At 54.4% G+C, this 13,213-nt stretch carries 11 protein-coding genes, 2 tRNA genes and 2 rRNA genes; 5 read left to right on the top strand and 10 right to left on the bottom strand.

Annotation, left to right across the window (positions count from 1 at the left end):
• Window positions 1-45: 45 nt before the first annotated feature.
• The 3 genes from puuE to IBT54_RS09130 are packed head-to-tail and all read right to left on the bottom strand — an operon-like array spanning window position 46 to window position 2,484.
• Window positions 46-999, bottom strand: coding sequence for an allantoinase PuuE (gene puuE / locus IBT54_RS09140; RefSeq protein WP_107319352.1), 954 nt, complete (start codon window positions 997-999; stop codon window positions 46-48).
• Between the two features lie 34 nt (window positions 1,000-1,033).
• Window positions 1,034-1,765 carry an allantoin racemase gene (gene hpxA / locus IBT54_RS09135; protein WP_033781954.1) on the bottom strand — a complete coding sequence of 244 codons (732 nt, stop codon included), beginning with the start codon at window positions 1,763-1,765 and terminating at the stop codon, window positions 1,034-1,036.
• Window positions 1,762-2,484 (bottom strand): GntR family transcriptional regulator, encoded by a 723-nt coding sequence (locus IBT54_RS09130; protein ID WP_201252045.1) that lies wholly within the window; start codon window positions 2,482-2,484, stop codon window positions 1,762-1,764. The genes hpxA and IBT54_RS09130 overlap by 4 nt, the downstream gene beginning before the upstream one ends.
• 144 nt (window positions 2,485-2,628) lie before the next feature.
• On the opposite strand from IBT54_RS09130, the gene IBT54_RS09125 reads away from it, so the two are divergent.
• Complete coding sequence (locus IBT54_RS09125; protein ID WP_110331405.1) at window positions 2,629-4,137, top strand: NCS1 family nucleobase:cation symporter-1; 1,509 nt, start codon at window positions 2,629-2,631, stop codon at window positions 4,135-4,137.
• Window positions 4,138-4,186: 49 nt separating this feature from the next.
• Here the strand turns inward: IBT54_RS09125 and IBT54_RS09120 are convergent.
• Together IBT54_RS09120 and dnaQ are read right to left on the bottom strand one after the other, a co-directional pair.
• Window positions 4,187-4,263, bottom strand: a tRNA-Asp gene (locus tag IBT54_RS09120).
• 134 nt (window positions 4,264-4,397) lie between these two features.
• A complete protein-coding gene (dnaQ, locus tag IBT54_RS09115) occupies window positions 4,398-5,129 on the bottom strand; it encodes a DNA polymerase III subunit epsilon (RefSeq protein WP_013356870.1) in 732 nt (243 codons plus the stop codon).
• Between the two features lie 51 nt (window positions 5,130-5,180).
• Here dnaQ and rnhA point away from each other — a divergent pair, with 51 nt between their 5' ends.
• Entirely contained in the window at window positions 5,181-5,648 is a 468-nt protein-coding gene (gene rnhA / locus IBT54_RS09110) for a ribonuclease HI (protein WP_013356869.1), read from the top strand.
• Here the strand turns inward: rnhA and IBT54_RS09105 are convergent.
• Window positions 5,630-6,367 (bottom strand): class I SAM-dependent methyltransferase, encoded by a 738-nt coding sequence (locus IBT54_RS09105; protein WP_013356868.1) that lies wholly within the window; start codon window positions 6,365-6,367, stop codon window positions 5,630-5,632. The two genes, rnhA and IBT54_RS09105, sit on opposite strands and share 19 nt — an antisense overlap.
• 42 nt (window positions 6,368-6,409) lie before the next feature.
• Between IBT54_RS09105 and gloB the strand changes: the two genes are divergently transcribed.
• Together gloB and mltD are read left to right on the top strand one after the other, a co-directional pair.
• Complete coding sequence (gene gloB / locus IBT54_RS09100) at window positions 6,410-7,165, top strand: hydroxyacylglutathione hydrolase (protein ID WP_033781946.1); 756 nt, start codon at window positions 6,410-6,412, stop codon at window positions 7,163-7,165.
• Between the two features lie 71 nt (window positions 7,166-7,236).
• Entirely contained in the window at window positions 7,237-8,613 is a 1,377-nt protein-coding gene (gene mltD / locus IBT54_RS09095; protein WP_013356866.1) for a murein transglycosylase D, read from the top strand.
• Between the two features lie 96 nt (window positions 8,614-8,709).
• Here the strand turns inward: mltD and IBT54_RS09090 are convergent, their stop codons facing one another.
• Window positions 8,710-9,501 carry an endonuclease/exonuclease/phosphatase family protein gene (locus tag IBT54_RS09090; protein WP_033732016.1) on the bottom strand — a complete coding sequence of 264 codons (792 nt, stop codon included), beginning with the start codon at window positions 9,499-9,501 and terminating at the stop codon, window positions 8,710-8,712.
• Window positions 9,502-9,763: 262 nt separating this feature from the next.
• On the opposite strand from IBT54_RS09090, the gene yafC reads away from it, so the two are divergent.
• Window positions 9,764-10,666: a DNA-binding transcriptional regulator YafC gene (yafC, locus tag IBT54_RS09085; protein ID WP_201252044.1), complete on the top strand. Its 903-nt coding sequence runs from the start codon at window positions 9,764-9,766 to the stop codon at window positions 10,664-10,666.
• 71 nt (window positions 10,667-10,737) lie between these two features.
• On the opposite strand, the gene IBT54_RS09080 is transcribed toward yafC, so the two are convergent.
• From IBT54_RS09080 to IBT54_RS09070, 3 genes are all read right to left on the bottom strand, one after another.
• Window positions 10,738-10,814 (bottom strand) — tRNA-Asp (locus IBT54_RS09080).
• Window positions 10,815-10,901: 87 nt separating this feature from the next.
• A 5S ribosomal RNA gene (rrf, locus tag IBT54_RS09075) occupies window positions 10,902-11,017 on the bottom strand.
• A gap of 212 nt (window positions 11,018-11,229) precedes the next feature.
• Window positions 11,230-13,213, bottom strand: a 23S ribosomal RNA gene (locus IBT54_RS09070); the annotation flags it as partial.

Raw genomic sequence — 13,213 nt, 5'->3', positions numbered from 1 at the left:
TCCGGCGCTTCGCCCAATCAGTACGGGGCAAGCGCCGGACCCGGCTTACGGAGCCGGGTGCGTCATGATCCAGTGGTCAGCGATCTGCTGACGGGTACAAATCCAGACGTCATCGTGCTGCTGAATGTGATCGAGGAAGTTTTGCAGCGCGCGGAATTTGCCAGGACGCCCCAGCAGGCGGCAATGCATGCCGATCGACATCATCTTCGGCGCGGTTTCCCCCTCTTCATACAGCACATCGAAGGTGTCCCGCAGATAGGTGAAGAACTGTTCGGCGGTGTTAAAACCCTGCGGCGAGGCAAAGCGCATGTCATTGCATTCCAGGGTGTAAGGAATAATCAGGTGCGGTTTCACCGTGCCATCCTGACAGGTGACCTGGGTCCAGAACGGCAGATCGTCGCCGTAGTAGTCACTGTCGTAGCTGAAACCACCCTGCTCCACCACCAGCCGGCGGGTATTCGGGCTGTCGCGGCCGGTGTACCAGCCGGTCGGTGCTTTACCAAACAGATCCACCAGCACATCAACCGCCTGCTGCATATGCTGACGTTCGGTTTTTGCATCCATGCCCTGATAGTGGATCCAGCGCCAGCCGTGGCTGACCACATCGTAATCCGCCTGTTTAATCGCCTCGACGACTTCCGGGTGACGCGCCAGCGCCATCGCCACGCCAAACACGGTTAGCGGCAGACCGCGCTTCTGAAACTCATTGTGAATGCGCCAGAAACCGGCGCGGGAGCCATATTCATACAGCGACTCCATCGACATGTGACGATCGGCATAGCTGGCTGCACCGATGATGTCGGAGAGGAACTGTTCTGAGCCCGCATCGCCGTGCAGCACGCTGTTTTCTGCGCCCTCTTCATAGTTCAGAACAAACTGCACCGCCACACGGGCGTTGTTGGGCCAGGCGGCGTGCGGCGGATTAGCACCATAACCGATTAAATCGCGCGGATAGTTTTTGTTAAAGCTGTACTCTTTCTTCTCTGCAGCGTCAGTCATCACTCGCTTCCTGTCTTAAATCGGGAAAGTTCCGTTAGTTTAGATGCTGAAACGCACCTGAGAGAGGTTTCTGCAAAGGCCAGGCCAGATCGCCATGTTTGCTGGTGCCAAAGCCCAGCGCCACCAGCGACTCCACCATTTTCACCGCCGCGCTGACGCCGTCGATCACCGGCAGGCCCAGCTCCTGGGTCAGCGAAGCAGCCAGCGTGGCCATTCCGCCACAGCCCAGCACAATCGCCCCGCTGCCATCTTCCCGTTTCGCCTGAATACAGCGTTCCCGCACTTTCTCCTGCGCCAGGCCGCTGCCATCTTCCAGCGCCAGTACCGGCAGATCGATGGCGTGCAGCGCGGCACAGTGATGGGTAAAGCCATACTGCTGCAGCAGATGACGCGCAATCACCAGGGTGCGTGGCAGCGTGGTAACAATGGAGAAACGCGTCGCCAGCAGCGTGGCGGTATGCATCGCCGCTTCCGCAATACCGATCACCGGTCCGCTGGCCAGCTCGCGTGCCGCCAGCAGACCCGGATCGCCAAAGCAGGCGATGACATGGCCGCTGACGCCCTGCTCCCTGCCGAGTTTGATCTGCTCCAGCACGCCGATGGCGGCGATCGCCTCATCGAAGTGGCCTTCAATGGAGGGCACGCCCTGCGACGGCGAAACGGCCAGAATTTCGGTACCCGGCGCGGCGACCGCACGGGCGGCCTGGCAGATGGTTTCAGTCATCGCCAGGCTGGTGTTGGGGTTAATAACCTGAATCAGGCTCATAAGGCAGCTCCAGAGCCTGAGGCAAACAGTCGGGAGAAATCGGGCAGGGTTTCCCCGCTGCGCGCAAAATGCAGGCTGGAAACGATGTGCTCAAAGTGATGCTGTAGCGCCTGCGTCAGCGGTTCCAGCGCACGCGCGCGCAGTAACTTCAGCAGATTCGCGTGATCGTCACAGCGGCAGCCGCGCTGCCACGGCGCGCCATAAGCGGCAATCACCAGCGACGAGCGCTGCGTCAGGCTGGTCACCATGCCGGTGAGCACCTGATTGCCGGAGATCGCCTGCAGCTGGATATGAAATGCCGCAGAGAGCCGGATCGCTGCCGGACCATCCTGATCGGCAAGGGCCTGGTTCTCCTGCGCGATGAGCTGCTCCAGCGCCACCAGATGAGGCGGCTGCAGATGCGCCAGTACCGCAGGCAGATTGGCGCACTCCATTAAACTGCGGGTAGAGAAGATGTCCCGCGCCTCTTCAACACCGGGTGTCGCCACCTGCGCACCACGTTTGGGCGTCAGCGTCACCATCTGCACCGCCGCGAGGCGTTGCAACACTTTGCGTATGCCGGTGCGGCTCACGCCAAATACTCCGGAAAGGGCCTCTTCCGGCAATTTACTGCCCGGCGGCAGCTGATGCTCAACAATGGCGTTCATTAGCGCCTGGTAGATCCCTTCATCCTTATCCTGCAGCCTGGTGGCGTCTCGCTGGCCTGTTTTACTCGTCATTACCTGCTCCGGTCGCTCGCTGTATGCCACATATCGTATACGTTAAAATTAAAAATTGTATACAAGAAAAGAGATCTGGCCTGAATCCTGCAATACCGTTTTACCAGATTATTCATTTCACTCTCGGGTATAGGAGCAGGTTTCATGCCAAATCAATCAACGGTGGCCAGCACGGCCTCTGAAGCCAGTGCCCGTTACAGCCCACGGCTCTGTAACGAAGACCTGGCACCGACACGCGATCAGAACTGGTCGTGGTACAACATTTTTTCCTTCTGGATGTCCGATGTGCACAGCATGGGTGGTTATGTGGTGGCCGCCAGCTTCTTCACGCTGGGATTAGCCAGCTGGCAGGTGCTGCTCTGTCTGCTGGCCGGGATCTGCATCGTGCAGATCTGTGCGAATCTGGTGGCGAAACCGAGCCAGATGGCGGGCGTACCTTATGCGGTGATTTGCCGTCAGGCGTTTGGCGTGTTCGGCGCCAATATTCCGGCAGTGATCCGCGGGCTGATCGCGTTCGCGTGGTATGGCATCCAGACCTACCTGGCGGCGAACGCCCTGATGCTGGTGCTGCTGAAGTTCGCGCCGTCGCTGACGTCGATGACCGTACCGCACTGGCTGGGCCTGTCGCTGCTGGGCTGGTGCTGCTTTGGCATTATGTGGTTACTGCAGGCGATGGTGTTCTGGCACGGCATGAACGCGATTAAACGCTTTATTGATGTCGCTGGACCGGCTGTCTATGTGGTGATGGTGGCACTGGCGGGCTGGATTGTATACAAGACCGGCTTCGATGGGATCTCCTTTACCCTTGCCAGCAAATCACTGACTGCAGGTGAGCAGACGTGGCAGATGATTACGGCCACGGCGCTGGTGGTCTCCTACTTCTCCGGTCCATTGCTGAACTTCGGTGACTTTTCACGCTATGGCAAAAACATGTCCGAGATTCGCCGTGGCAACCGCTGGGGCCTGCCGTTCAACTTCCTGCTGTTCTCTGTGGTGACGGTGGTGATTGTGTCAGGTACCCAGTCGCTGTTTGGCAAGATGATTACCGATCCCATCGAAACCGTGAGCATGGTCGGCAACGATCTGGCGGTGGCGATTGGCCTGCTGACGATGATTACTGCTACCATCGGCATCAATATCGTGGCGAACTTTGTTTCACCTGCTTTTGACTTCTCCAACTGTTCACCGCAGAAAATCAGCTTCCGCACTGGTGGCATGATCGCCGCCGTGGGTTCCGTGCTGTTAACGCCGTGGAACCTGTTCCAGTCCCCTGAGCTGATTCATTACACGCTGGATGTACTGGGATCGTTCATCGGACCACTGTTCGGCATTCTGCTGACCGATTTCTACCTGATTAAACGTGCACGTATCTCGGTCGATGACCTGTTTAACGATACGCCAGCAGGCCGTTACTGGTATCGCGGTGGCTTTAACCCCAAAGCGATTGGCGCGCTGCTGCCGTCGGTAGCGATTTGCCTGGTGATTAGCTTTATCCCTTCCCTGCATCAGGTGGCGAACTTCAGCTGGTTTATTGGTGCCGGTCTGGCGGCAGGCTGCTATCGCTTTATCGCCCGTGAAGATCGCGAGAAGGAGGATGTGACCCGCTGGCATAGCGAGGGAATGGCGCAGAAGAAGCAAGCCGCCGCTGAATAGCAGACAGCAAAAAGCCGATTCATTTCTGAATCGGCTTTTTTAAAGAGATTGGCGGAACGGACGGGGCTCGAACCCGCGACCCCCTGCGTGACAGGCAGGTATTCTAACCAACTGAACTACCGCTCCGCGCTTTGTTCCCCGTCGGGAACGAGGCGCATAGTAATGGCAGGCCGTTACGGCGTCAACGCTTTTTCCAGGTGAATGAATCGTTTGCTGTTTTTTTCAGCTTGGCGCTGATTTTATCCACAAAAACAGGCTCTTCAGCCGCGCCACAGACAGCTGCCGCCTTTTTTCATCACCAGATCCAGACGGGACTCATGAGCAACGACCTCTTCTTCGCTGGCCGTCACCACACGCAGTGCAGAAGCGGGACGCACGATGCGCTGAATGCTCTCTCCCTGTGCCTGCCGGGCGCTTTCACTTTCTGATAAGAAGGAGAGTGACGTCTGCCCGCCGGTCATGGTCAGGAACACTTCAGCCAGAATCTCGGCATCGAGCAGTGCGCCGTGCAGGGTACGTTTGGTGTTGTCTATTTCGTAACGTGAGCAGAGCGCATCAAGGCTGTTACGCTTGCCGGGAAACATTCGACGCGCCAGTGCCAGGCTGTCGGTAATTTTGCAGAAGGTTTCGGTTTTCTCAATGCCGCGGTTCAGCTTTGAAAATTCGTAATCCATAAAGCCGATATCAAACGGCGCGTTATGAATGACTAACTCGGCACCGCGAATGTAGTCGAGAAACTCATCGGCGATTTCGCTGAACGCGGGCTTGTCGGCCAGAAACTCATCGGCAATCCCATGTACACCAAAAGCTTCAGGATCGACCAGCCGATCGGGCTTGAGATACATATGGAAATTGTTGCCGGTCAGGCGACGGTTAATCACCTCTACCGCACCAATCTCAATGATGCGGTGCCCCTCATAATGTACCCCGATCATATTCATGCCGGTGGTTTCAGTATCGAGAACGATCTGGCGGTTATTTGCAGTGCTCATAAGACCCGTTTTATGTCAGACTTGGCGCTTTTGAGAGGAAGTCTACCAGAGATGCGCAAACAGGTAGAGATATTCACCGATGGATCCTGTCTTGGAAATCCCGGTCCCGGCGGTTACGGTGCGATTTTACGCTACGGTCAGCATGAGAAAACCTTCAGCGCGGGCTATTACCTTACCACTAACAACCGGATGGAGCTGATGGCGGCGATTGTCTCGCTTGAAGCGCTGACCCAGCCGTGCGATGTGGTGCTCAGCACCGACAGTCAGTATGTGCGTCAGGGGATCACCAGCTGGATCCATAACTGGAAGAAGCGTGGCTGGAAAACTGCCGATAAAAAGCCGGTGAAGAATGTCGATCTCTGGCAGCGTCTCGACTTAGCCCTCAGCACCCATAAGATTCAGTGGGAGTGGGTTAAAGGGCATGCCGGACACCCGGAAAACGAGCGCTGCGACGTGCTGGCCCGCAGCGCGGCCGAAAATCCTGCCTTTGAGGATATCGGTTATAAAGCGGAGTCCTGATCCTCTGCCTTGCGAAACTGACGCGTGGCATTGACCGTCTGGCGGATCTTGCTGGTGCTCAGGCTCTTCTTTGCCCGGGTTGGCAGCAGCGGGAAGGTTCGCTTACGCGCCACCACAATATTCAGACACCCCAGCGCCGGTAAGTGGGCGCTGATCAGTTTTCCGCCCTGCCGGTGCCACGGCAGCACCTGAAATCGGGTGCGGTAGACCACCTCATAATTCAGCAATCCCAGCCAGTCGAGTAGCCGCATCTGGCTGAACATCCGCCCGCTCCAGGGTGCTTTGCGGGTTAATCCCGGTACCATTTTACTCACACCAAGCAGGCTGAAGGGATTGAAGCCGCTGATGATCATCCAGCCATCATCGATTAACACCCTGTCCACTTCGCGTAGCACCCGGTGAGGATCCTGACTCCAGGCTAGCGTATGGGCCAGCAAACAGGCATCAATAGACTTCGACTCAAACGGCAACTGCATCGGGTCAGCCCGCACCTGTAACAGCTCGCCTTCACTGCCCACATTGACCTGATGTGAAATAGCACAGTTTTCGGTGTTGATTTCTGCGCTGAGGTTGCCAAGCTTAAGCATATGAAAGCCATAAAGCTTTCCAAGGTAAGGCTGAAGCTGCTGCGTTAGCGCGTCGCGGAAATAATCTCCCCACGGCATATTGCGCCAGGACAGCGGTGCGTTCAGAACCTGGCGTGATTTAGCGGGCTTCATGCTTTACGCTCTTCCTTTTCCTACGACCTGCGAGAGGTGATGATGAATCTTACCAGTATTCCTGCGTTGCAGGACAACTACATCTGGACGCTGAATGATGATGAGGGTAAATGCCTGATCGTTGATCCCGGCGAAGCTCAGCCAGTGTTAGAAAAAATGGCGTCAAACGGCTGGCAGCCAGTCGCGATTCTGTTGACTCACCACCATAACGACCATACGGGCGGCGTGAAAACATTATGTGAGCACTTCCCTCACCTTGAGGTTTACGGTCCTCAGGAAACCGAAGCGAAAGGGGCCAGAACGATAGTCAGCGAAGGGGATAAAGTCACCGTACTGGGCCTGACCTTTGAAGTGATCCATACCCCTGGTCACACTTTAGGACATATCTCATATTACAGCTCACCTTATCTTTTCTGTGGCGACACTCTCTTTTCAGGCGGCTGCGGACGCCTTTTTGAGGGTACACCAGAGCAGATGTATGATTCGTTTCAAAAGCTTAATCAGCATCCAGGAGAAACCTTAGTCTGCTGCGCGCATGAATATACTTTATCCAATCTGAAGTTTGCTGCGGCTATTCTGCCCCATGACCCGCAAATAACGGCCGAATACCAGAAAATTAAGGACTTACGTGCCGAAAATGGCATTAGTCTGCCAACAAAACTGGCGCACGAACGGTCAATAAATTTATTTCTGCGTACGCAAGATATTGATTTGCAAAGGGCATTAAACGTTAACGTTACTGATGAACCGGTATGGCGGACATTTGCTGTTCTACGCGAGAAGAAAGACGCTTTTTGATTTTTCGGGTTGTGTTGTGAAAAGTCGTCACGTATAGTTGCTCGTCTTTTAAGCGAACTATTGACACACACATGAAGGCTAAAGCGATCTTACTCGCCTCAGTCTTGCTGGTAGGATGTCAGGCGTCCAGGAACGATGCCAATATCCCCGAACAGCATGCACAGAGTCTGTCTTCAGCTGGTCAAGGTGAAAATGGAAAGTACGGAGACGAGTTTTTGTCGCCGCGATGGCAGGAAGATGGAACTGGCCTCGCAGCAGACGCAGATCTCTGGAGTTTCATTAGTGACGAGTTGAAGATGGGGATTCCGGAAAACCCGGCAATCCGCGAACAAAAAAGTAAATTTTTAAAAAATAAGAGCTATCTCCACGATGTAACATTACGGGCAGAGCCGTACATGTACTGGATAGTCGAGCAGATACAGAAACGTAAAATGCCGATGGAACTGGTACTGCTACCCATAGTGGAGAGCGCTTTTGACCCTCGCGCAACCTCATCCGCCAATGCCGCTGGTATCTGGCAGATTGTTGCAGCTACGGGTCGAAACTATGGTTTGAAACAAAACCAGTATTACGATGGGCGACGTGATGTAGTCGCATCCACGAAAGTTGCGCTGGATATGATGCAGCGTCTTAACACCATGTTTGACGGTGACTGGTTACTGACCATCGCTGCTTACAACAGTGGTGAAGGACGGGTGCTCAAAGCGATCAAGCAGAATAAGGCGCGCGGTAAGCCGACTGACTTCTGGCATTTATCGCTGCCACGCGAAACGACCGTGTATGTGCCTAAAATGTTAGCTCTGAGTGAACTGCTCAAAAATAACAAGCGTTACGGTATCAAACTGCCGACACCTAATGAAAGTCGTGCTCTGGCACGAGTGGAAGTGGGTCAGCAGATACAGCTGACGCAGGCTGCTGAAATGGCAGGCATGTCGCTCACGAAACTTAAGAGCTTCAATACCGGCTACAAAGGCGGTGCAACAGCGCCAAACGGCCCGCACTATATTATGGTGCCGAAGTCGAACGTCGCGAAATTGCGAAACTCACTGGCTTCCGGTGACATCGCAGCGGTACAGCCTGTGCAGCTTGCGAAAGCCAGCGCGAGTGGCGGGTACAAAGTGCGACGGGGTGATACGCTTTCTGGTATCGCCGCTAAACTTGGCGTTAGCGTCTCGACACTGAAGCAGGAAAACAACCTGCGCGGTGCTGATATCCGACCGGGTCAGACGCTGACCATCGGTTCGAACGGCACCCGACTGGCTGATAACGGCAACAGCATCACCTATCGTGTTCGTAAGGGTGATTCTCTTGACAGTATTGCCCGTCATCACGGCGTCAATATTAAAGACGTGATGCGCTGGAACAGTGTGCTGGACAGTGCGAAAGATATTCAACCCGGCGATAACTTAACGCTGTTTGTGAATAATAACGCAACACCGGATACCTGATACGTTGAAAAGGCTGACATTTGTCAGCCTTTTTCATTTATTCATCTGCCGCTATTCAGGCCTCACACCAACATACCTCCCTGGCCCGGCGCAGGATTAGCCGCCTGAACTGAACTCCACCAGTAAGGGGTTATGATCGGAAGCGCGCGTCACCAGTACGGATGCCTCGCTCACTCTGAGATCGCGATAGAAGACGAAATCCAGTGGGCGACCAAACGCTTTGCGGCGGTGATCGGCCGTAAACATCACCTCTTCCAGCTTCATCCGCTGTGCAAACCGGTAGAGCGCATTGATGCGCTGACGGCTCCAGGCATTGAAATCCCCTGCCATGATTACCGGTCCCTGATGATGCATGATCTGTTCGCCAATGGGCCCCAGCTGTTTACTGTAGACGTCGACACCCAGGCTGAAGTTAACCGCATGGATGTTAACCACCATCAGCATTTCTCCTGCTGGCAGCGGATACGCCGTAACCAGTGCCGATTTTGACAGCCTCAGCAGAGGCTCACGCTCGCGTAATGGGCAACAATAGACCGGATGGGCAGAAGCAAGCGTCATCACGCCAGAGGGATGCTGAGGCAGCACAAAGGCAGGCACCTGATCGGCAGCCAGATAATTACTGGTGGCAAACTGCACCAGTTCGGGTGTGGTCTGCGCTTCCTGCAGTAACACCAGATGCGCATCCTTACCAAATCCTTCCAGCACTGACATCCAGTCTGCACGCTGCTGCTTGAAAATATTCCATACCAGAACTTTAAGGTTTGGATGCGCGGGCAACGGTGCGCCGGGTGGCAGTGCCTGGCCGAGATGGAGCATCGCCCCAGGTGGAAAGATCTGTTCCACTGGTTGTCCTGCTACATATCGCATTGCATAAGTTTTTTTGCGCACTTTCCCGCCTGGCTGATAATTCAAAAATACAGTTAACACCTGTCTGTTATAGGGATTCTAGACCGGGGTTTCAATGGATGCAGGTGAATGTCAGAATTCATCACGCTTTTCCAGAATAAAGGCGTTAGTTTAAGCTCGCTAAGCTAAACGAGGCAGAGCCAGGCCACATCAACGGTGCCATCATTGAGGACGCCTGTACTGGTTATGCCAGTATAATCGTTCATAAAATAGCTAAATAAATACGATACTATAGGGCGGCAAAATGAAGGCATCTTCTGACGAACTTAAAGTGTTTGTCAGTGTAGTAGAGAGTGGAAGTTTCAGCCGCGCTGCTGAGCAGTTGCAGATGGCAAACTCTGCCGTCAGCAGAACCATAAAAAAACTGGAAAACAAGCTGGGCATTGCTCTGCTGACCCGTACCACGCGACAGCTGGCACTTACGCAGGAAGGCGAACGCTATTTCCGCCATGTTCAGCGCTTTTTGCAGGAGATGACTACCGCAGAAAGCTATTTGATAGAAAGCTTACAGGAGCCCAAAGGGCTATTGCGCGTTGATGCCGCGACACCGGTTATTCTGCATTTGCTGATGCCGATGGTTAAGCCCTTTCGCCAGCGCTATCCCGGGGTAACACTTTCGTTGATCTCCTCAGAGAGTTTTATCAATCTGATTGAACGGAAAGTGGATATTGCGATTCGTGCCGGCAATCTTACGGACTCAACGCTACGCGCCAGATTGCTGTTTAACAGTTTTCGCAGGGTTGTAGCGTCACCTGCTTATCTCCGTGAGCACGGTGTACCACAAAAGGTGACCGATCTGGATAACCACGCTTGTCTTGGCTTTGAAGAATCCCCGAGGCTCAATCGCTGGCCCATCGCACGTGAAAGCGGCGAACTCTATGATATTGACTGGGCTATCTCTTCTAATAGTGGAGAGACGATTAAGCAGCTCTGCCTTACCGGCAATGGTATTGCCTGTCTGTCAGACTATATGATCGATCGTGAGGTTGCAGAAGGAACACTGGTGGAGGTGCTGGCCGATCAACGTCTGCCGGTCGAGATGCCCTTCAATGCGGTCTACTACAGCGATATCGGCGTGAGTCAGCGTGTGCGGGCTTTTATCGATTTTCTCAGCGAGTGGACAGCTGAGCAGCCGTGGCGCACGTGAGGTCTTTTGAACTGGCTTATTTGCTGCAATGGAAAAAGCCCTGACCGTTAAGTCAGGGCTTTCCAATTAAGTGGCGGAACGGACGGGGCTCGAACCCGCGACCCCCTGCGTGACAGGCAGGTATTCTAACCAACTGAACTACCGCTCCACCGATTCTTTCACGCTTATCAGCAACCGGCTGATAACCGTCTGTTCCCGTTATTTTCCCTGTCAGAGGAAAAGGAACAAATTTGATGCCTGGCAGTTCCCTACTCTCGCATGGGGAGACCCCACACTACCATCGGCGCTACGGCGTTTCACTTCTGAGTTCGGCATGGGGTCAGGTGGGACCACCGCGCTAAAGCCGCCAGGCAAATTCTTTGTGCTCTGTCCTGTGTCTTCTGTGCTGATGCTGCGTTGGCCGCCCTCGCGCTGCTCAGTCACATACGTCAGTATGCTCCTTCACATCGGTCGGTTGCCGCCTTGCCTCAGCGCAGAATCCTTCGGACTTCAGTCCGCAGGATACAACTATTATCCGGTAACAAAGCTGAAAATCTGTCTCTCAAAAACGCCTCTGGCGTTGTAAGGTTAAGCCTCACGGGTCATTAGTACCGGTTAGCTCAACGCATCGCTGCGCTTACACACCCGGCCTATCAACGTCGTAGTCTTCAACGTCCCTTCAGGACTCTCAAGGAGTCAGGGAGAACTCATCTCGGGGCAAGTTTCGTGCTTAGATGCTTTCAGCACTTATCTTTTCCGCACTTAGCTACCGGGCAATGCCATTGGCATGACAACCCGAACACCAGTGGTGCGTTCACTCCGGTCCTCTCGTACTAGGAGCAACCCCCCTCAATTCTCCAGCGCCCACGGCAGATAGGGACCGAACTGTCTCACGACGTTCTAAACCCAGCTCGCGTACCACTTTAAACGGCGAACAGCCGTACCCTTGGGACCTACTTCAGCCCCAGGATGTGATGAGCCGACATCGAGGTGCCAAACACCGCCGTCGATATGAACTCTTGGGCGGTATCAGCCTGTTATCCCCGGAGTACCTTTTATCCGTTGAGCGATGGCCCTTCCATTCAGAACCACCGGATCACTATGACCTGCTTTCGCACCTGCTCGAGCCGTCACTCTCGCAGTCAAGCCAGCTTATGCCATTGCACTAACCTCACGATGTCCGACCGTGATTAGCTGACCTTCGTGCTCCTCCGTTACTCTTTAGGAGGAGACCGCCCCAGTCAAACTACCCACCAGACACTGTCCGCAGCCCGGATAACGGGCCTACGTTAGAACATCAAACATTAAAGGGTGGTATTTCAAGGTTGGCTCCACGCAGACTGGCGTCCGCGCTTCAAAGCCTCCCACCTATCCTACACATCAAGGCTCAATGTTCAGTGTCAAGCTGTAGTAAAGGTTCACGGGGTCTTTCCGTCTTGCCGCGGGTACACTGCATCTTCACAGCGAGTTCAATTTCACTGAGTCTCGGGTGGAGACAGCCTGGCCATCATTACGCCATTCGTGCAGGTCGGAACTTACCCGACAAGGAATTTCGCTACCTTAGGACCGTTATAGTTACGGCCGCCGTTTACCGGGGCTTCGATCAAGAGCTTCTCCTTGCGGATAACCCCATCAATTAACCTTCCGGCACCGGGCAGGCGTCACACCGTATACGTCCACTTTCGTGTTTGCACAGTGCTGTGTTTTTAATAAACAGTTGCAGCCAGCTGGTATCTTCGACTGGCTTCGGCTCGGGGAGCAAGTCCCTCCACCTACGCGCCAGCGTGCCTTCTCCCGAAGTTACGGCACCATTTTGCCTAGTTCCTTCACCCGAGTTCTCTCAAGCGCCTTGGTATTCTCTACCTGACCACCTGTGTCGGTTTGGGGTACGATTCTGTGTTACCTGATGCTTAGAGGCTTTTCCTGGAAGCAGGGCATTTATCACTTCAGCACCGTAGTGCCTCGTCGTCACGCCTCAGCGTTGATAAGGGACCGGATTTACCTGGACCCTCCGCCTACACGCTTAAACCGGGACAACCGTCGCCCGGCTGATATAGCCTTCTCCGTCCCCCCTTCGCAGTAACACCGAGTACAGGAATATTAACCTGTTTCCCATCGACTACGCCTTTCGGCCTCGCCTTAGGGGTCGACTCACCCTGCTCCGATTAACGTTGAACAGGAACCCTTGGTCTTCCGGCGAGCGGGCTTTTCACCCGCTTTATCGTTACTTATGTCAGCATTCGCACTTCTGATACCTCCAGCATGCCTCACAGCACACCTTCGACGGCTTACAGAACGCTCCCCTACCCAACAACGCCTAAGCGTCGCTGCCGCAGCTTCGGTGCATGGTTTAGCCCCGTTACATCTTCCGCGCAGGCCGACTCGACCAGTGAGCTATTACGCTTTCTTTAAATGATGGCTGCTTCTAAGCCAACATCCTGGCTGTCTGTGCCTTCCCACATCGTTTCCCACTTAACCATGACTTTGGGACCTTAGCTGGCGGTCTGGGTTGTTTCCCTCTTCACGACGGACGTTAGCACCCGCCGTGTGTCTCCCGTGATAACATTC

Source organism: Pantoea sp. S62 (assembly GCF_016658625.1).
In the GTDB taxonomy this organism is placed as follows: domain Bacteria; phylum Pseudomonadota; class Gammaproteobacteria; order Enterobacterales; family Enterobacteriaceae; genus Pantoea; species Pantoea vagans.
Note: the sequence above shows the minus strand (reverse complement) of the source record. Positions and strands in the feature narration are given on the sequence as shown.